This window comes from uncultured Aquimarina sp. (assembly GCF_947495315.1).
Taxonomy (GTDB): domain Bacteria; phylum Bacteroidota; class Bacteroidia; order Flavobacteriales; family Flavobacteriaceae; genus Aquimarina.
This window is the reverse complement of sequence record NZ_CANLYD010000015.1, coordinates 158,378-178,162: the sequence shown is the minus strand read 5'-3', so window position 1 is coordinate 178,162 and position 19,785 is coordinate 158,378. Positions and strand designations below refer to the sequence as shown.

Here is a 19,785-nt window from a genome sequence, read left to right as displayed (position 1 = left end):
TCCCCATATTTCCTGCGGTGATGTAGCGAAGCGCCTGTCCGCCGCAGCGTAGCGAAGGAGGAAGCTACATCCCCATAAGTATTGATTAATCACGCAGAGCACCCTTAAGGATTAATAAAGGAATTCTACTTTCAAAATCTTTTTTCAATATAGTATTCTCTTCCCATAGTTTGGCAAAAAAACCTCTTCTACGTCTAAAAACACATAACAAATCTGGATTATTTTCATTAAGATGTTCTAAAACTCCCTGAAATAAAGTCGCATTTTCTGAAGATTTATAGGACGTTATAATTTCTGCTAAATCTTTTTGGAACTCTACATCCTCTTGTAAAAAATCTTTTGTCTTTACCTGAAGTAACTTTATTTCTGAATTAAAAGTACTTAAAATTTCTTTTATAGGATTCAGCGTATTTTGTTTTTTAATAATCCCTGATTTGATAGCCATTAAAACTTTTGATATCGGCTTAAAAGCATAATTTTCTGGAATTATCAACACCGGTATTTCAGTCTTTTTCACCAAACTTCCAGAGGTTTCGCCAAGAAAATAAGGATTTTTGATATTATCACTTTCTGCACCCAAAACAATTAAATCAATAGAGTGTTTTAGGTTGAATTCTGGGATGGCTTCTAATAAATCACCTTCTAATGGTAACGCAATTAGATCTATTCCTTTTTTATCCACTTGAGCGAATTTTTCTTCAATCGTAGTAACTGAAATATCTTTCAGGGTTTCGTTTACAGAAGGAAGACTACCTGATCTTGGTAATTCTTTAAAAACTTGCACGGCATATACTGTCCCTCCTATTTCTTTTGCGAAATCAATGACGTATTGAAGTCGAGCGATACTAACCGAATTTTCTGATAGACCTAAAGGAACAAGAATGTTTTTCATTATTAAGCTTGATTTGTGTATAAGGATACAAAATTACAATTTTTGACCAGTAAATAAGACTTTTTAATAGTTCATAATGGGATTAATAATCTTTGTTTTCTTAAAATTTATATAAATTAATGCTCAGGCATACTTCAGATATCATTGTGGAAAATAATAGTTTGTATTTTTGGTATTTGTAAAAATATATGATTCGTAAAGCTATACTTTCTGATTTGAATACTATTCATAAGCTCACGCAGTCTTGCGCAAAGGCAATGATAGCTAGAGAAATTTATCAATGGAATGAACACTACCCTACCAGATCTCGTTTTGAGAAAGATATAGAACTACAAGAATTGTATGTTCTGGAAGAAGAGAACCTGATTAAAGGTATTATTGTAGTTACGGAATTAATGGATGATGAATACATTCCGATCGAATGGCTGACTAAAAATCAAAGCAATCTATATATTCATCGATTAGCAATACATCCTGATTATTGGGGAAAGGGATATGCACAACAATTAATGAGCTGGGCAGAAATTTTTGCAGAAAAGAAAGGTTATGAATCTATTCGTTTAGATACCTTTAGTCAGAATAAAAGAAATCAAAAGTTTTATGAAACCAGAGGGTATAAGAAGCTAGGAAATATTTTTTTCCCAAAACAAAGCGAACATCCTTTCTATTGTTATGAACTAGTATTGTGAACAGTGTTATAAGCTTTAAAAATATAAACCGACTTGCAATACCAGCTATAATTGCGGGAATTGCAGAACCTGTATTATCAGCAACCGATACTGCAATTGTGGGCAATATCCCCGTAAATGGGACAGAATCTCTGGCTGCAGTTGGTATTGTCGGATCATTTCTATCAATGCTGATATGGGTACTAGCGCAAACTCGTGCAGCTATCTCGGCGATCATTTCTCAATATTTAGGAGCAGGAAAACTGGATGAAGTAAAGACACTACCTGCACAAGCAATTCTTTTCAATATTGGTCTAAGCATTACAATTCTTCTTATTACTGTACCCTTTATTAAAGAAATTTTTATACTTCTAAAAGCTGAAGGTCAGGTGCTCGAATATTGTATTTCATATTATAGTATTCGCGTATGGGGATTTCCTTTATCATTATTTGTATTTGCTATTTTTGGAATTTTCAGAGGACTGCAAAACACATTTTGGCCTATGATTATCGCTTTGATTGGAGTAGTAGCAAATGTCATATTGGATTTTGCTTTGGTATACGGAATAAAAGGAATTTTGGAACCGATGCATCTAGAAGGTGCGGCATGGGCAAGTCTTTTTTCACAGGTTCTAATGGCTGTCTTATCACTGATCTTATTGCTTAAAAAAACAGAGGTATCACTACGATTAGAAAAGCTTTGGCATCCTGAAATGAAACGTTTTTTAGTGATGAGCGGAAATCTTTTTATTCGTTCTTTGGCATTAAATACGACATTGCTTTTAGCCGTACGTGAAGCAACAAGCTTGGGAACAAATTATATCGCAGCGCATAGTATTGCTATACAATTATGGTTATTCTTTGCTTTTTTTATTGATGGATATGGTGGAGCCGGTAATATTTTAGGTGGACGATTATTAGGGGCTAAAGACTATAAAAACCTAGTTGTAATGTCAAAGAAAGTAAATATATATGGAATTATCGTAGCGTGTCTTTTAGGAGGTTTTTCTTTCTTGATGCTAGAACAATTAGGTTTGATTTTTACTAAAGATCCAGAGGTGCTAACTATATTTACTGGTTTCTTCTATTTAGTCATACTTGCATTGCCGATAAACGCGTTGGCGTTTGTTGGTGATGGGATATTTAAAGGACTCGGAGAAACTGGATTTTTGCGCAATGTGCTTTTAGGATCTACGTTTCTTGGCTTTCTTCCTACATTATTAATTGCAAGATATTTTGATTGGAAACTCCATGGAATATGGATCGCAATTACTGTTTGGATGTTGATCAGAGGATTAGCATTAGTAATAAAATTCAGAAATAAGTATTATCTGTTGGCAGCTACTTAAAACGCAAATTTTAAAATAGCCATTACTATAACTACATATAGACAAATAAGTACAGCTGCTAATCTGAATTTTCCCAAATACTTTTTTTCCATAAACCAAATGTAATTTATAAAATGGAAAATATAAATACGTGGAAATACGGGTTTATATTATGGTATGGGACTTAGTATAAGAATCTAAAATATTATCTATTTTTATCAAAAATCTAGCATAATGACTACTACACGTACCAATGGAAGTTTATATACGCACACAGAAAATCATATTGCCACTGTAGAGTTTGGACATCCATCAAGTAATTCTTTCCCAGCTCAGCTATTAGAGAGATTGACAAATGCTATTAATACTTTGTCGAATGACGCTTCGATTCATGTTATTATTTTAAAATCAGAAGGAGAAAAAGCATTTTGCGCAGGAGCTTCTTTTGATGAATTAGTTTCGATTACTAATCTAGAAGAAGGAAAAAAATTCTTTTCAGGGTTTGCTAATGTAATAAACGCAATGCGAAAATGTAAGCAACCAATTATTGGTAGAATACAAGGAAAAACTGTAGGTGGTGGAGTTGGATTAGCCTCTGCTTGTGATTATTGTATGGCTACAGAAGCTGCATCAATTAAATTAAGCGAATTGACCATTGGGATTGGACCATTTGTTATTGAGCCAGCGGTATCCCGAAAAATAGGATTAGCAGCGTTCGAAGCATTGGCTTGGGATGCGTCACAATGGAAAAATGCCTATTGGGCAAAAGAAAAAGGAGTATTTACCAGAGTATTTGAAACCATTGCTGAATTAGATAAGGAAGTTCAATTGTTTGCGGAGAAATTAGCAAGCTATAACCCACAGGCAATACAGGCAATGAAAGAAGTAAATTGGAAAGGAACAGATCATTGGGATGAATTATTGATTGAGAGAGCTGAGGTATCAGGAGAATTAGTATTGTCAAAATTTACCAAAGATGCATTAAAAAAATTCAAAAAATAAAATATGGATGTACTCAATTTTTTAGGAGGTAATGGATTATTCTTGATCTTGGGAATTGTATTGGTAGTAGTTTACTTTTATAATAAAAGAAAGAGAAGATAATGTTCATTAACTTTGCAGAAAGTTACAAAGCGACAAATGAGTAAGATCAGAATTACCAAACAATTTTCTTTTGAAACCGGTCACGCATTATATGGTTATGATGGTAAGTGTAAAAATGTTCATGGACATAGTTATAAATTAAGTGTTACGGTTATCGGAAGTCCTATCACCGATACGTCTCATGTAAAATTGGGAATGGTTATCGATTTTGGAGACCTTAAGAAGATTGTAAAAGAAGACATAGAAGATGTGTTTGATCACGCAACTGTTTTCAATAAAAACACACCACATATAGAGTTAGCTAGAGAATTAGAAAAAAGAGGGCACAATGTTATTTTGGTAGATTATCAACCTACAAGTGAAAATATGGTGATTGATTTTGCTAAAAAAATTAAGGCCAGGCTTCCAGAGAATATACTATTACATTCCCTAAAGCTTCAGGAAACCGAAACTTCTTTTGCAGAGTGGTATGCATCTGATAACGATTAATAATAAATATTTTTATCATCTAATAACGTACATGAAACTTATAAATCTTCCAGAAGGTAAAAAGATATATTTTGCATCTGATAATCACTTAGGAGCTCCGACAACGGAGAAGAGTTTTCCAAGAGAGCAAAAGTTTGTAAGCTGGTTAGATGAGGTTAAAAAAGATGCCGCTGCAATTTTTTTATTAGGTGATCTTTTCGACTTTTGGTTTGAATATAAAACGGTGGTTCCTAAAGGATTTACGAGAACATTAGGGAAACTAGCAGAGATTACTGATGCTGGGATTCCTGTGTACTATTTTGTTGGGAATCATGATCTTTGGATGAATGGTTATTTTGAAGAAGAATTGAACATCCCAGTATTTCATAAACCTCAAGAATTTACTTTTAACAAGACGACATTTCTTATTGGTCATGGAGATGGTTTAGGACCAGGAGACAAAGGGTACAAACGCATGAAAAAAGTGTTTACCAATCCTGTTGCTAAATGGTTTTTTAGATGGTTACATCCAGATTTAGGAGTGAAATTAGCGCAATATCTTTCTGTAAAAAATAAACTAATCTCAGGAGATGAAGATGTTACTTTTCTTGGTGAAGATAACGAATGGCTGGTGCAATATTGTAAGCGAAAGCTAGAGGCTAAACATACAGATTACTTTGTTTTTGGACATAGACACCTTCCTATGGAGATTGAACTAAGTTCAAAATCGAGATATACCAATCTTGGAGATTGGATAGTGCATTACACCTATGCTGTTTTTGATGGTACTGAAATGAAATTGGAGCGATATACAAACGAATAATAAAAAGAAAGCGAATGATCATTTTTTTGATCATCCGCTTAGATTGGAAAATTTAGCTAATGAATTATTGCTTTGTTATTTTTTTAGTTATTATAGTACCATCTAATCGTACCTTTATAATATAAAGTCCACTGGAAAGCATACTTTGTTTCATTTCATTTAATGAAATAGATTTGGTCCCTGATTCCATAGCACCCGTATTCTTTTTTGCAATACTATTTCCTTTGAGATCTATAATTTCAATAGAAGAATATGCTACTTTTTTAGGTAATGAGATCGTTAGGTTAATATCATCAGAGGTCATTGGAATTGGGTATACACTAATCGAATAAGGTTCTGTAGTTCCTTTAACTAATTCATTTAACCTGTTTGTGTTTAAACCTTTAATAATAAATTTTTCCCAAAGCCCAACAGCGTCTCTATTACAGTTGATAGCTTTAGTACCATTTTCATGACTTACATACTTACCATTATTTCCTTTAATAGCATAAAGATCACCTCCCAGAGATTCTAAGGTAAATTTTTCCCAAGATCCTACAGCATTTCTATTACAGTTCATTGGTTTAGTACCATTTTCAGAAGCCACATATTTACCATTGCTGCCTTTAAAACTTACTGTTCCGTTTCCTGCTGATTCAACAATAAATTGTTCGTCCGTTCCAGCAGAATTTCGATTAGCTCGCATCGTTCTGGTACCACCTTCAGAGCTTACATATTTATTAATACTTTGTCCTAATATTGTTACAAAATCATTGGTTCCTCCACCATCTCCATTACCTACAGAAAAGGAAATAGTTTTTGTTGTTTTTGCTCCTTTGTTATCTGTAGCTTCTGCTTTTAATGTGTAATTTCCTTCTCCAAGATTCTTTAAGGCGTTATCCTGATTGTTGTTATTCCAAGTATATGGGCTAACATTTTCTTGTCTTATAAGAGAATTATTAAGATATAAGCGTACGTTACTAACACCATCATTATCAGTTGCGTTAACGATAGCTTCTATAGTTGCAGGCGCTGAAAAAGTGGCATTATTAGAAGGAGTGGTAAATGAAATGTTAGGACCAGTATTGTCTCCACCTCCGTTGCCGCCAAATCGAGGTCTGGAACTTAACCAGTTCATATCGAATTTAGGTCCTTTACATTGGCACCCTTGACTACCTTGGTCTACACGACCAGGACATACTTTTTCATCTTTAATTCTCTTACCTTGTATAGTAATGGCGTCGTCATGTCCAGGCTCGTTACCACATTGTATCGTATTATATCTGGGATCTCCATTTGCTAGATCCCTATAACTAGGATGTTTTTTAAGCTCATCACAAATATCTTTAATATTTCTCCCTTGTCCATTGATATCGATTTTGAAATTACCAACACCGTGATCAAAAGAAGATTTACAGAAACAAAAGCCATTTGCCTGATAGCTATCCTTCCACGAATTTGCATTAGGAACAATTCTCACACCTTGGTCAAAAGTATCCTGACCAGTGCAACCTGTATCTGGGACATTGGCTACAGCATTATCGGTTGGACTTTGTTGTTGCGCGTTCGATTGCTGTGCGAGCATTAAGTTAGCAGTAAAGAAAACTGCTAAAATGTTTAAAATAAATAATTTACGTTTCATAGTTGTTGGTTTTAAAAGTTAGTATTCATTAATGAGGTTTATTGAATCTACAAACTACAAAAGTATTTTAATAAAGTGAATCCGAAGAATAAGAAATAGAATCCGTAAAGGATGAATGAGCTTTCGTATAAACAGGTAAAATAGATTTCTAAAAGTGATAGTTTATTCTCCTAGAAATGATATTATATTAACTTCTTGAAGCAATAATTTCTTTAGAAACATGTATTCCTATTTCTTTAGAATCTTCTACGGAATTCGGATGTTCTATAAAGATTACCTGATTATTAAAAATAGCTTCAATCAGAAAATGATTCCCATTAAAATAAGATTTCTTTACTCGTGCTTTTAGATTGGAATCTTCTACTAATTTTAATTCATGCGGATATAAGAGAATTGTGTTATCATTGTCAGAACCTGGTATAATAGTAGAAATCGGTAATTCGTTTACTTCACCAAAAAGTGATGCGATATAATAGTTATCAGGATTTTGATATATGCTATGAGTATTTCCTTTGGTAACAATCTCTCCTTTATGAATTACAATAGTTTCTTCAGCAAAAGATAATATATCTGTTTTATCGTGAGTTGCAGTAATACTAGTAATCTTATTTCTTTTTAAGTAGGCAAATAGATTTCTACGTAAAGAACTTCGCCTGAAATTATCAATATTTCCAAAAGGTTCATCTAACAATAATAACTCTGGTCTTTTTGCAAGCGCTTTTGCCAGAGCAACTCTTTGTTTTTGACCTCCACTTAGGTTTTCAATTTTAATATCGGCAAATGGAGTCATTTCTACTATTTCCAGAAGTTCATTGACACGACCAAGTTTCAGTTCCGGTTCAAAATTAGATAGATATTGACCAATATTTTCTGCGACAGTTCTATAGGACTGCAGTTCAAATCCTTGAGAAAGATATTTCATGTTTTCTTGTCCGGGAACTAAATTATGTGCTGGTCCTAATATCTTTTGATCATCCCAAAATAGCGTTCCATGAGCAACATCCAAAAGCCCATAAATGATTTTTAGCAAGGTACTTTTTCCGCAACCACTAGCTCCAATGAGTGCAATATGTTGCCCTTTTTCAATAGTAAAATTGATGTTTTTTAAAACCGGAGCGGTATCATAAGCGAAGGAAACATTTTGAACTGTAAGCATATTTCAAATATAAATAACTTCAACAAAAAAATCCGTCTCTTTTCAGAAAACGGATCTTTTAATTTTAATAATAAAACAATTATCCTTTTATCTCATCATTTACTTGTTCTGGTAAGACTTCATATCCCATATTGAATAACGTAAAGCTAAAAATATCTGCATACTGTTCAATTGTCTTTTTAACAGGTGTACCTGCTCCGTGACCAGCATTAGTCTCTATTCTTATCAATGTAGGATTAGTTCCTTTTTGTTTTGCCTGCAATTCTGCTGCAAATTTAAAGGAGTGTGCAGGTACAACACGATCATCATGATCTCCAGTAGTAACCAGTGTAGCCGGATATTTTACACCTTCTTTTACGTTATGTACCGGAGAATATCCTTTTAGGTATTCAAACATTTGTTTATCATCTTGTGCAGTTCCATAATCATATGCCCATCCTGCACCAGCTGTGAAGGTATGATAGCGTAACATATCCAAAACACCAACCGCAGGTAGTGCTACTTTCATTAAATCAGGACGCTGTGTCATTGTAGCTCCTACTAACAATCCACCATTGGACCCTCCTCTAATGGCTAAATATTCACTGGAAGTGTATTTATTTTCTATTAAATATTCAGCAGCAGCAATAAAGTCATCAAATACATTTTGTTTTTGCATTTTGGTTCCTGCATCGTGCCATTTTTTACCATATTCGCCGCCACCTCTTAGATTAGGAACGGCGAAGATACCACCTTGTTCCATCCATACGGCATTAGCAATGCTAAAGTTTGGAGTCAAGCTAATATCAAACCCACCATATCCGTACAATATAGTAGGGTTTTTACCGGTAAGTTCTATTCCTTTTTTATACGTAATAATCATTGGGACTTTAGTACCATCCTTAGAGTTGTAGAAAACTTGTTTACTTTCGTAATCTTCCGGGTTAAAGTCGATTTTAGGCTTACGGTATAATTCTGAAGTACCTTCTACAATGTTATATTTATAGATACTTCCTGGAGTTTTGTAATTTGTAAATGAATAGTATAATTCTTTTTCTTCTTTTTTGGTTCCAAAACCTCCTACGCTTCCTACTCCTGGTAATTCTACATCACGTACCAGTTTTCCATCGTAATCATATTGCAATACTTTGGATACAGCATCTACCATATATTCTGCAAAGAAATAACCGCCACCTGTATTTGGACTTAAAACATTTTCAGTTTCCGGAATAAAATCTTTCCAGTTTTCGGGTGTCGGATTAGCCGCATCTACGGTTATAATTTTTTGATTCGGAGCATCTAGATTAGTAACAAGGTATAGTTTAGAATCTACATTTTCGATTACATAGGTATCACTTTCTGTTGTGTCTAAAATAGTAACTAATTTACTATTTGGTTTAGTTAAATCTTTAATGAATAACTTATTTCCCGAGGTAGAAGTACTAGCTGTAATAACGAGATATCGGTCGTCCTCAGTTACACGACCACTGGTATATCTGTGTTTTTCCTCTGGCGTACCTCCAAAAACTAATGTGTCATCCTTTTGAGGAGTTCCCAGTTTATGATAATACACTTTATGCTGGTCTGTTTTAGCAGATAGTTCGCTTCCTTTGGGTTTATCATAGCTAGAATAGTAGAAACCTTCATTTCCTTTCCAGGACATGCCAGAAAACTTAATATCCACCAATGTGTCTTCTATAATTTCTTTGGTTTCTGAATTTTTAATGATTATTTTTCTCCAATCACTACCACCTTCAGAAATTGAATAGGCTAGAAGTTTTCCATTTTTAGAAAAACTCAATCCTCCAAGAGAAGTTGTTCCATCTTCACTAAAAGTATTTGGGTCTAAAAATATTTCTGGTTCATCACCTTCATTTTTAAATCTATAAATTACATATTGATTTTGTAATCCGTCGTTTTTATAAAAATAGGTATAGTCACCTTCTTTAAAAGGTGCTCCAACTTTTTCGTAGTTCCATAAGCTAGATAATCGTTTTTTTAGTTGATCTCTAAATGGTATACTATCCAGATACCCAAATGTCACTTTGTTTTGTGAAGCAACCCAGTTTTCTGTTTCCTCGCTGCGATCATCTTCTAACCAGCGATAAGGATCTGTGACCTTAGTATCAAAATAAGTATCTACAGTATCTACTTTTTTAGTTTCAGGGTAATTCAATGGAATAATAGTTTTAGCAGTTTCTATTTTCGTTTCTTTTTTACATCCTATGATAGATGAGATCAAAAATAGTATTAAAAGTGATTTTTTCATGATGAGTTAAATTTTGAAGTATAATAATTAACTGTACATTATTTATTTCATAAGTAATTCAACTTGTTTTTTTTAATACCTGTAGCGAGTTAACTCACAAATCTATTAAAAGTCCTAACTGAAATATGCTAAAGAAAGTATAAAAAAAGACTGCTCTAACAACGATCATATGGTTATTACACATTTATAGTGTTGCTTTGGGGTTTAGCAACCCTGTTGATCGTTTATGCAGAGCAGTCGGAATTTTCCGTCCTCTAAGAAACGAAAAATTTTACTTTTATACCAGTAAAATTATAGGAGTAACCTGTTAAAATAAGTTTTTGAAAGTATTCCAATTTGCATAAATTAAGAATGCATTTACCAGAAAAACAAACGCTCCGGGCCCTATGTTTGCAAGATCAAGAGTAGTGTGAAAGAGAATTATGTTTACAGAAATAGGAGCCATTAATACTAATCCAAAGGGCACTGCTTTGTTGCTTACCAATAAAAGTCCGACGATTACTTCGATTAATCCAACGGTTTTAAGGATATAACTACCTGCTAATGCTCCAAAAAAAACTCCTGCCTCTGGATTAGCAAATTCGAAATCAGGTAAAAAACCGATAAACTTATTACTTCCAAAAACGATTAATAAGATTCCTAATAAGATTCTTAAGGCTAATATTAATTTAGTATTCATTGTTTTATTTTTTTATAGTTAAGTGATGTATTAGAGGAGCAAATGTTAAAAACCTTACAAATGTTATTAAAAACCGGAGTTAAAAAAATATCTTCACCTATTGAAAACTAACTAATTGAAGTAATTTTAATACCATAAATAATGAGGCTGACACATTTTCTAAAACTCACTTCTTTTATTTCTTTGCTATGTACGACTGCTGTTATTGGACAAGATTATTTTTTAAAAGACAAAGCTCCTTTTGCTTCAGAAATTCCCACACCCGAAGAATTTCTGGGGTATCCAATAGGTGAACAACATACACGTCATGATCAAATTGTGGGATATCTTACAAAGCTTGCAGAATTATCAGAAAGAGCATCTATTAAAAGCTATGGAAAAACTCATGAGAATAGAAAATTAGTCATATTAACGGTTTCTACACCGGATAATCTAAATAATCTACCAAAGCTCAAAGAGCAGCATTTAGCATTTACCAAAACTTCTATTACTCCTACAAACTACAATGATGTGCCGATTTTTGTTCAATTAGGGTATAATGTTCACGGCAATGAACCTTCCAGTTCTGAAGCGGCCATGTTAACAGCTTATACCTTAGTCGCTTCTAACAGCTCGGAAATAAAAACATATCTGGATAATGCGGTTGTATTTATTGATCCTACGATTAATCCAGATGGACGTGAGAGACATACCCAATGGGCTAATCAATTCAAAGGAAATCCATTGGTAAGTGATCCTTATGATGCTGAACATAATGAAGGATGGCCTCGTGGCCGAACGAATCATTACTGGTTTGATCTTAATCGAGATTGGTTACTTGGGATCAATCCAGAAAGTCGTGGGAAATTAACGTGGTATCACGAATGGTATCCAAATGTGGTAACGGATTTTCACGAAATGGGAACGAATAGCACATACTTTTTTGAACCGATGAAACCCATTGGCTCACAAGATCCTATTATGCCCAAAGAGAATTATGAAGATTTAAATAATCTATTTGCGCCCTATTTTTCTAGTGCTTTAGATAATATAGGATCTTTTTATTTTACAAAGGAAGCCTTTGATGGGACATATCCGGGTTACGGATCTTCCTATCCTGATTTACAGGGAGCATTGGCCTTATTATTTGAACAAGCTAGTTCCAGAGGGCATTTGCAGGATACAGATTATGGAACAATCTCATTTCCTTTTACAATTAGAAATCAGTATGTTTCGAGCATAGCTACTATAAAAGCCGCTGTCGAAAATAAGGGAACACTCCGCAAGTATCAACAAAACTTTTTTAAATCTGCAGTGACTAATGCGGTAAACAACAACGTAGCAGGTTACGAGTTTGGAGATGCGTATGACCAGAATAGAAATAAAGCCTTTATTGATAAATTATTGCTTCATAAAATTAAGGTATATAAAAAAGGAGATCGGTATGTTGTACCGGTAAAACAACCACAAAAACGAATGGTACAGACCATTTTTGAAACCTATAATAAGTATCGAGATAGTGTATTTTATGATGCTTCAGCCTGGAGTGTTGCCAATTTTTATAACTTGAAATATAAAGGATTAAAATCTATAAACTTAGGAGAAGAAGTAATTTCTACCGAAGGAATAGTTGATATTTCAAAGGTTTCAAAATCTGATTATGCGTATATCATAGACTGGGATGACTATAACGCTCCAGCTGCACTATATTATATGCAATCCAAGGGATTACTTGTAGCATCAGCCTTTAAACCATTTAGTATCATAACCTCTAATGGAAACAAAAGCTTTAACTACGGAAGTGTTTTGATTCCGGTAAGCAAGCAGAAAAAAAATAGTGACGAAGTATTTACAATAGTTAAAGAAGTACAAGAAAAGTTTAATGTCCCTATTTTTAGTACAAATACTGGTTTTAGTACATCAGGAATTGATTTAGGAAGTGGTAATTTTAGAAAGCTGGATACTCCCAAAGCACTATTATTGATTGGTGATGGAATAAATTCTTATGAAGCAGGAGAGGTTTGGCATTTGTTGGATACCCGAGTTCATATGCCAATAACCAAGTTAAGAATGAGCATGTTTAATAGAGCTCCTTTAAAAGAATATAACACCTTAGTGATGGTGTCTGGAAGATATCAACAGTTAGATTCTCTTCAACAGAAAAAAATAAAAGAATGGGTGTCTCACGGAAATACACTGGTTACCATTGCAAATGCTTCGAAATGGGTCATTGATAAGAAAATAGTGAAAGAGAACCTTATTAAAAAAGAAAAGGACACTACAAAGAATAAAGTTGTGAAGCGATTACCGTATGTCGATGCAGGTGAAAATATCGGACGAGAACGTGTTGGAGGAGTGATTTTCGAAGTAGATTTGGACATTACCCATCCATTAGGTTTTGGATATCGAGATAATTCATTGCCGGTTTACAAGAATAATGAGGTATTTATAGCTCCTAGTAAGAACCCATACGCTACCGTGGCAAAATATACAGAAAACGCTCATATTGATGGATATGTATCTAGTGATAATTACGAGAATTATTTAAAACCATCAGCCTCACTGCTAGTGAGTGCTATAGGAAGTGGTAGAGTAATTCTCTTTGCGGATAACCCTAATTTTAGAGGTTCGTGGTACGGAACTAACCGGCTATTTCTGAATGCATTATTTTTAGGAAAGCACATATATGTTCCTAGAGTGAGAGAGTAATTCTAATTTATAAAATGTGAATAAAGAAAAAACCCTTGTTATACTTTTATGATAACAAGGGTTTTTATAATAAAGGTTGGTTATTTATCCGATTAAATTATTTTCTACTAAGTATTCTCCAATCTGTACAGCATTAGTAGCTGCTCCTTTACGAAGATTATCCGATACAATCCACATATTAAGAGCATTTTCTCTGGAGTGATCTCTTCTGATTCTACCTACAAAAACATCATTCTTTCCTTCTGCATAGATAGGCATAGGATAGGTATTGGTATCTGGATTATCCTGTACGGTAACTCCAGAAGTGTTATTTAACAACTGACGAATTTCATTTTCCTGGAATTCATTATCGAATTCAAGGTTTACACTCTCACTATGTCCTCCAACAACAGGAATTCGAATAGCTGTAGCGGTAACAGCGATAGTACGATCATCAAGGATTTTTTGAGTCTCATTAACCAACTTCATTTCTTCTTTAGTATATCCATTTTCCTGGAATACATCACAATGTGGAATAGCATTACGATGGATTGGATATGGGTATGCCATTTCTCCTTTTTCACCTGCGTACTCATTCTCTAACTGTTGTACGGCTTTTACTCCGGTACCAGTAATAGATTGGTAGGTAGAAATGACAGCACGCCTGATTCCATATTTTTTATGTAAAGGACCTAATGCCATCACCAATTGTATGGTTGAACAATTAGGATTGGCAATGATTTTATCTTCTTTGGTTAACTCTTTTGCATTAATTTCTGGTACCACCAACTTTTTAGTGGGATCCATTCTCCAAGCCGATGAATTATCGATCACTGTGATTCCGGCATCTGCAAATTTAGGAGCCCATTCCTGAGAAGTGCTTCCTCCTGCAGAGAACAATGCTACATCCGGTTGCATTTCTATAGCTGTAGCCAATCCAACTACTGTGAATTCTTGATTCTTATAGGATATTTTTTTACCCACAGATCTTTCTGAGGCTACAGGAATTAATTCCGTTACCGGAAAATTACGTTCTTCTAGTACTTTTAACATGACAGTACCTACTAATCCAGTGGCACCTACAACAGCTACTTTCATCTGCTTTATTTATTATTGACTTTTAATGATACAAAAATCGGTCTTTGTTTTTAAATTCCAGCAAATGTGCTGATTATTTCTATAAGGGGAATGATTTTTTCGGAAATTATATGAATTTAAACATTTTGTTATATATTTAACATATCATAAAAAAGAACCGCTCTGTTTATAGAGCGGTTTAGTTAGAAGATGTAGTATAGCGGTAGCTATAGATAATTCATTTGATATGTGAGATTTTATTTTTTAAGTAAATCTCTGATTTCAGCTAATAACTCTTCTTGAGTAGGACCAGCTGGAGGAGCTGGAGCAGCTGCTTCCTCTTTCTTTTTAGATTTTTCATAGGCTTTTAGAACAATAAAAATGAAAAGACCTACTATTATAAAGTTGATAATTGCCTGAATGAGATTTCCATACGTCATAACCGCTGCTCCGGCTTCAGTTGCAGCTGCTAGATTAGCATATTCTCCACCATCTAAAGCAATAAATTTTTGCGTAAAATCAGTTCCTCCTGTAATAACACCAACAATTGGCATGATAATGTCCGCAACTGCAGAGCCTACAATTTTATTAAATGCACCTCCAATAACAACAGCTGTTGCTAATGCTACGATATCTCCCTTTAATAAGAAAGACTTAAAATCTTTAAAAAATCCCATTTTTATTATATTTAGATAATTAGTATGCTACTAATTTAACAAAAATTAAGGGACAAATTAAGAATTGTCGAAACTTCAAAAAACTCTTTTTTCGATGAAAATCAATTATTATCGATAATAACCCGTTTTACTCTTGGAGAAATTGCAGTAAGAAGCTCATAAGAAATGGTGCCGGCACCTTCAGCGATTATAGCAGCAGAAGATGTATTGTCAAAAATAATTACTTCATCTCCTTCTTTACACTCAATGTCCGTGATGTCTATCATAATCATATCCATACATACATTACCAATAATATAAGCCTTTTTACCATGCACAGTTACAAAACCTTTTTTGTTTCCGTATTGTCTTCCGATACCATCCGCATGCCCGATTGGAATGGTTGCAGTTTTGATAAAACCATCTGCTTTAAAAGCTCTGTTGTATCCCAGAGTTTCTCCGGGTTCTAACATATGGATCTGGGAGATAATAGATTTTAAAGATGCTACCGGTTTTAATTCCTTATCATAAATTGCCTCGTTACCATATCCATACAAGCCTATTCCTGTGCGTACCATATCAAAATGTGCTTCGGGATAGTTTAGTATTCCTGAAGTGTTAGATTGATGTAGCATTGGCGCGTAACCCAATTTTGCAATCATTTCTGAAGCAGTTTTCTTAAATGAGCTGATCTGGTTTAGCGTAAACTCTTTTTCATTATGATCCTCGCTTGCTGCAAGATGAGAGAATAGCGATTTTATTTTAACTGATTCAGTGCTGTTTAAATGATCAATAATATAGTCTACATCATTTTCCCAAAACCCTATTCGGTTTAATCCGGTATTGAACTTAATATGAACGGGATATTCTTTTTGTTTTTCAACCTCAGCTATTGCTACAAATTCCCTTAAAATTCTTGGACTATACAGACTAGGTTCTAGTTGATAATTTATTAATGCCGAAAAATTTATGGGTTGAGGATGTAGTACCAGGATCGGAGTTGTGATTCCAGCTTCTCTTAATGCAATTCCTTCAGAAACATAAGCGACAGCAAAATAATCTGCTCCTATTCTTTCCAGGTGCTTTGCCATAACTATAGCATCACTTCCATACCCTGCAGCTTTTACTACAGCTAATAGTTTAACATCTGGTTTGAGCTTACTTCTTAAATAGTTATAATTATGAGTAAGGTGAGCCAAGTTAATTTCCAGAATGGTTTCTTTTACACTACTCATTAGATTTTTCAGAATTTTCAGATAATTCTTTAGGATCAGTAACCTCTATTTCTTTCACTTTTTCTCTAAGAGAAGCTTTATAATAAGCGGCACGACTTAGGGGTTCATATTCATCGGTTTCTCCGAGTAATACCAGATCGTCTTTTTTTGATTTTCGAAAACTAAACTGAGCAAGATTACCAGTTCGTGTGCAAACCGCATGAACTTTGGTAACATATTCTGCAGTAGCCATAAGTGCTGGCATCGGTCCGAAAGGATTTCCTTTAAAATCCATATCTAATCCCGCAACGATAACGCGGATACCCTTATTGGCCAAATCATTACATACACTTACAATTTCATCATCAAAAAATTGTGCTTCGTCAATGCCTACCACATCACAAGTATCTGCCAGAATTCTAATATTGGCTGCTGCTGGAACCGGAGTAGAACGAATCTCATTAGCATCGTGAGAAACAACCATTTCGTCATCATAACGCACATCGATGGCTGGTTTAAAAATTTCAACTTTTTGTTTAGCAAACTGTGCGCGTTTCAGTCTACGGATCAATTCTTCGGTCTTACCCGAAAACATCGAACCACAGATAACTTCTATCCACCCAAATTGCTCTTTATGATTTACCGTATTTTCGAGAAACATTTTGTATTTTTCAGCGTCAATTAAAAGAAATCCTACTCCTTTAATACCAATTGAAATTTAAGACTATAGATTAAACAATCTTACATTTCACTTTATTATTTGGTATTGCTCTAAAGATGAGGTAAATTTATTAAAAAACAAAAAGCATAGCCCAAACGAATAAGAAAGTTATGAAGAAGAAATTGGAAGCAGAACTAATAAGCATTGCTCATAGGATATTACAACTTAGGGATAGATCTACCTTACCACAATTACAGGAAGAGGTGAGACAGCTATATGAAAAAATAAGTATTCTAAATTTTGCGGAATCTCATTTCACGGATACACAACCCACAATAGGACAGATTAAAAATGTTTTAGAAGAACAAGATACGCAAGAGATTCAAGAGGAAACTATTGATAAGATAAAATCAAAACCTATTATAAGTCTTGATGAGAAAACCGAAGTAGAAGAAGTTTCGGAAACCATGTTTAATCTCGGAAACGAAACGATTGAACCACCAATAGAGGAATTTGAAGAACAAAAACCTGAAATTATTATTGAAAAAATCAATGAGAAAGTGACTGAAGATCTTTTTGTACCTGTTCCAAAATTTACCGAAGAAAATGTTTCATTATCAGAGCCAGTATATGAAAAAAATGATAAAGAAGAGATAGGATCGGTACCACAGAGTATGCCTATTTTGGATAAGGTCAATGATGTAGATGAAAAACCAAAATCACTTAATGACCAATTAAAAAAGGGTATAAATATCGGACTTAATGATCGTTTGGCTTTTATAAAACATTTGTTTGATGGAAGTTCTACCGATTATAACCGGGTGCTTTCACAACTAAATACACTGAATAGTAAAAGTGGAGCGAGACAGTTTGTTAAGAATATTGTGAAACCAGATTATAATAATTGGGTAGGAAAAGAGGAATATGAAGAGCGTTTTATGGAGATTGTAACCAATAAATATGAATTCTAAGTAAGGATTAACGTTTTTTGATAACTAAAGCCCTCAAGAAATAAAATAACAACGATTTATATGAAAATTATCTACTGGATTGCTACGATAGCAATGTGTGGAATTATGCTGTTTTCTGCGCAGATGTATTTTAGGAATACCGAAATGGTAAGAGGATTTTTTGAAAACCTGGAGTATCCAACCTATTTGGTTATACCTCTGGCGATTGCGAAAATAGGAGGAATCATTGTGATCCTTACCAATAAAATAAAATGGTTAAAAGAATGGGCCTATGCAGGTTTCTTTTTTGATATGGTACTTGCCTATACTGCTCATTATATAAAAGATGATGGACAAGGATTATTTGCAACTTTAGGGCTGATATTCCTGATCATATCATATGCAACCGGTAAAAAAGTAAGACCTTAATACATGTCTAAATTATACTTAGTTCCTACTCCTATTGGTAATCTGGAAGATATGACTTTTAGAGCTATTAAAGTACTCAAAGAAGTCGATCTGATTTTGGCAGAAGATACCCGTACCAGTGGTAAATTGTTAAAGCATTATGAAATCATGACACACATGCAAAGTCATCATATGCATAATGAACATAAAACGATAGAGCGCATTATCGGAAGATTACAGAGTGGCGAAACGATTGCTTTGATTAGCGATGCAGGGACACCAGCTATTAGTGATCCTGGATTTTTATTAACCAGAGCTTGTGTCGAAAATAATATAGCAGTGGAATGTTTGCCTGGAGCAACAGCATTTGTGCCGGCTTTGGTCAATAGTGGTTTGCCAAACGACAAGTTTGTTTTTGAAGGATTCCTTCCGGTAAAAAAAGGAAGGCAAACTCGACTCAAAATATTAGCAGAAGAAACCAGAACCATGATCTTTTACGAGTCTCCGCATAAGCTTATAAAAACATTAGGAAATTTTGTAGAATACTTTGGATCGGAAAGATTGGTATCTGTGTCCAGAGAATTAAGTAAACTCCACGAAGAAACCGTTCGAGGAACTGCAAAAGAAGTACTGTCTCATTTTGAAAATAAACCTCCCAAAGGAGAGATAGTTATTGTAGTTGGAGGTAAAAAATAGCATATGAACATATCCGAATTTATCAAAAAACTTAGAAACACTACAGCAGAAATTACATTTCAGAACACAATGGATATCATAGATGCTCATTACAGTTTTGAACCTGTATCTTTTGTTAATGGAAATATAACCAATCAAGCTGGAGAAAATTCTGGTTCTTGTAAGCTATTTTCTTTTGCAAAATTGCAAAACCTAGAGAAAGAAGAAACATTACATTGTTTTGGGCAGTATTATAAAGATGTTCTGGAAAATCCTGAAGGAACGGATCACCAAAACATCCGTAATTTTATGAAAACAGGATGGAGCGGGATATCTTTTGAAGGTCAGGCGTTGACTAATAGGCTTCTATAATTTATTGTTGCCTGTATCTAAACCTTTTCTGATTTCATCGATTGTTTTTAAGTTTACTGCCGTTACAGGTGAGGATTAAAGAAAGATATGGTTTGTAAATTGGCGTTTTTGAATCTTG

Annotated in this window: 19 protein-coding genes; 10 read left to right on the top strand and 9 right to left on the bottom strand. The window is 34.1% G+C overall.

From position 1 onward, the window contains the following. Nucleotides 1-85: 85 nt before the first annotated feature. The gene (locus tag Q0910_RS22400) at nucleotides 86-892 is read right to left on the bottom strand and encodes a universal stress protein (RefSeq protein ID WP_299221728.1); all 807 of its coding nucleotides are present in this window, start codon (nucleotides 890-892) and stop codon (nucleotides 86-88) included. Nucleotides 893-1,080: 188 nt separating this feature from the next. Between Q0910_RS22400 and Q0910_RS22395 the strand changes: the two genes are divergently transcribed. The 5 genes from Q0910_RS22395 (at nucleotide 1,081) to Q0910_RS22375 (ending at nucleotide 5,283) form a co-directional block, all read left to right on the top strand. Continuing rightward, nucleotides 1,081-1,581 (top strand): GNAT family N-acetyltransferase, encoded by a 501-nt coding sequence (locus Q0910_RS22395; protein ID WP_299221725.1) that lies wholly within the window; start codon nucleotides 1,081-1,083, stop codon nucleotides 1,579-1,581. Further along, the gene (locus Q0910_RS22390; protein WP_299221722.1) at nucleotides 1,578-2,909 is read left to right on the top strand and encodes an MATE family efflux transporter; all 1,332 of its coding nucleotides are present in this window, start codon (nucleotides 1,578-1,580) and stop codon (nucleotides 2,907-2,909) included. Before Q0910_RS22395 ends, Q0910_RS22390 begins: the two co-directional genes overlap by 4 nt. 213 nt (nucleotides 2,910-3,122) lie before the next feature. After that, on the top strand, nucleotides 3,123-3,890 hold the full coding sequence (locus Q0910_RS22385) for an enoyl-CoA hydratase/isomerase family protein (protein WP_299221719.1): 768 nt from the start codon (nucleotides 3,123-3,125) through the stop codon (nucleotides 3,888-3,890). Nucleotides 3,891-4,028: 138 nt separating this feature from the next. Beyond that, nucleotides 4,029-4,481 carry a 6-carboxytetrahydropterin synthase gene (locus Q0910_RS22380; RefSeq protein ID WP_299221717.1) on the top strand — a complete coding sequence of 151 codons (453 nt, stop codon included), beginning with the start codon at nucleotides 4,029-4,031 and terminating at the stop codon, nucleotides 4,479-4,481. Between the two features lie 40 nt (nucleotides 4,482-4,521). Continuing rightward, nucleotides 4,522-5,283, top strand: coding sequence for a UDP-2,3-diacylglucosamine diphosphatase (locus tag Q0910_RS22375; RefSeq protein WP_299221739.1), 762 nt, complete (start codon nucleotides 4,522-4,524; stop codon nucleotides 5,281-5,283). 64 nt (nucleotides 5,284-5,347) lie between these two features. Here the strand turns inward: Q0910_RS22375 and Q0910_RS22370 are convergent, their stop codons facing one another. The 4 genes from Q0910_RS22370 to Q0910_RS22355 all read right to left on the bottom strand — a co-directional run bounded on the left by Q0910_RS22370 (nucleotide 5,348) and on the right by Q0910_RS22355 (nucleotide 10,987). Next, nucleotides 5,348-6,904, bottom strand: coding sequence for an Ig-like domain-containing protein (locus Q0910_RS22370; RefSeq protein WP_299221714.1), 1,557 nt, complete (start codon nucleotides 6,902-6,904; stop codon nucleotides 5,348-5,350). A 187-nt stretch (nucleotides 6,905-7,091) separates the two neighbouring features. Beyond that, on the bottom strand, nucleotides 7,092-8,060 hold the full coding sequence (locus tag Q0910_RS22365) for an ABC transporter ATP-binding protein (RefSeq protein WP_299221710.1): 969 nt from the start codon (nucleotides 8,058-8,060) through the stop codon (nucleotides 7,092-7,094). Between the two features lie 79 nt (nucleotides 8,061-8,139). Beyond that, nucleotides 8,140-10,308 (bottom strand): prolyl oligopeptidase family serine peptidase, encoded by a 2,169-nt coding sequence (locus Q0910_RS22360; protein ID WP_299221707.1) that lies wholly within the window; start codon nucleotides 10,306-10,308, stop codon nucleotides 8,140-8,142. A 307-nt stretch (nucleotides 10,309-10,615) separates the two neighbouring features. Further along, nucleotides 10,616-10,987, bottom strand: coding sequence for a DoxX family membrane protein (locus Q0910_RS22355; protein WP_299221705.1), 372 nt, complete (start codon nucleotides 10,985-10,987; stop codon nucleotides 10,616-10,618). 141 nt (nucleotides 10,988-11,128) lie between these two features. Here Q0910_RS22355 and Q0910_RS22350 point away from each other — a divergent pair, with 141 nt between their 5' ends. After that, nucleotides 11,129-13,675 carry a M14 metallopeptidase family protein gene (locus tag Q0910_RS22350; RefSeq protein WP_299221702.1) on the top strand — a complete coding sequence of 849 codons (2,547 nt, stop codon included), beginning with the start codon at nucleotides 11,129-11,131 and terminating at the stop codon, nucleotides 13,673-13,675. A gap of 84 nt (nucleotides 13,676-13,759) precedes the next feature. Here Q0910_RS22350 and Q0910_RS22345 read toward each other — a convergent pair whose 3' ends face one another. The 4 genes from Q0910_RS22345 to Q0910_RS22330 form a co-directional block, all read right to left on the bottom strand. After that, a complete protein-coding gene (locus Q0910_RS22345; protein WP_299221698.1) occupies nucleotides 13,760-14,752 on the bottom strand; it encodes an aspartate-semialdehyde dehydrogenase in 993 nt (330 codons plus the stop codon). A gap of 236 nt (nucleotides 14,753-14,988) precedes the next feature. Next, entirely contained in the window at nucleotides 14,989-15,408 is a 420-nt protein-coding gene (gene mscL, locus Q0910_RS22340) for a large conductance mechanosensitive channel protein MscL (protein WP_299221695.1), read from the bottom strand. A 101-nt stretch (nucleotides 15,409-15,509) separates the two neighbouring features. After that, complete coding sequence (gene alr / locus Q0910_RS22335) at nucleotides 15,510-16,622, bottom strand: alanine racemase (protein ID WP_299221692.1); 1,113 nt, start codon at nucleotides 16,620-16,622, stop codon at nucleotides 15,510-15,512. Next, nucleotides 16,615-17,262, bottom strand: coding sequence for a thymidine kinase (locus Q0910_RS22330; RefSeq protein ID WP_299221689.1), 648 nt, complete (start codon nucleotides 17,260-17,262; stop codon nucleotides 16,615-16,617). The genes alr and Q0910_RS22330 overlap by 8 nt, the downstream gene beginning before the upstream one ends. Before the next feature lie 170 nt (nucleotides 17,263-17,432). On the opposite strand from Q0910_RS22330, the gene Q0910_RS22325 reads away from it, so the two are divergent. Genes Q0910_RS22325 through Q0910_RS22310 form a run of 4 tightly spaced genes read left to right on the top strand, consistent with a single transcriptional unit; the run spans nucleotide 17,433 to nucleotide 19,667 of the window. Then, nucleotides 17,433-18,233 (top strand): hypothetical protein, encoded by an 801-nt coding sequence (locus tag Q0910_RS22325; protein ID WP_299221687.1) that lies wholly within the window; start codon nucleotides 17,433-17,435, stop codon nucleotides 18,231-18,233. Between the two features lie 60 nt (nucleotides 18,234-18,293). After that, on the top strand, nucleotides 18,294-18,641 hold the full coding sequence (locus tag Q0910_RS22320) for a DoxX family protein (RefSeq protein WP_299221684.1): 348 nt from the start codon (nucleotides 18,294-18,296) through the stop codon (nucleotides 18,639-18,641). A gap of 3 nt (nucleotides 18,642-18,644) precedes the next feature. Continuing rightward, nucleotides 18,645-19,316, top strand: a complete 672-nt coding sequence (gene rsmI, locus Q0910_RS22315) for a 16S rRNA (cytidine(1402)-2'-O)-methyltransferase (RefSeq protein WP_299221683.1) — start codon at nucleotides 18,645-18,647, stop codon at nucleotides 19,314-19,316. A 3-nt stretch (nucleotides 19,317-19,319) separates the two neighbouring features. Beyond that, nucleotides 19,320-19,667: a HopJ type III effector protein gene (locus Q0910_RS22310; protein ID WP_299221681.1), complete on the top strand. Its 348-nt coding sequence runs from the start codon at nucleotides 19,320-19,322 to the stop codon at nucleotides 19,665-19,667. Nucleotides 19,668-19,785: the final 118 nt, after the last annotated feature.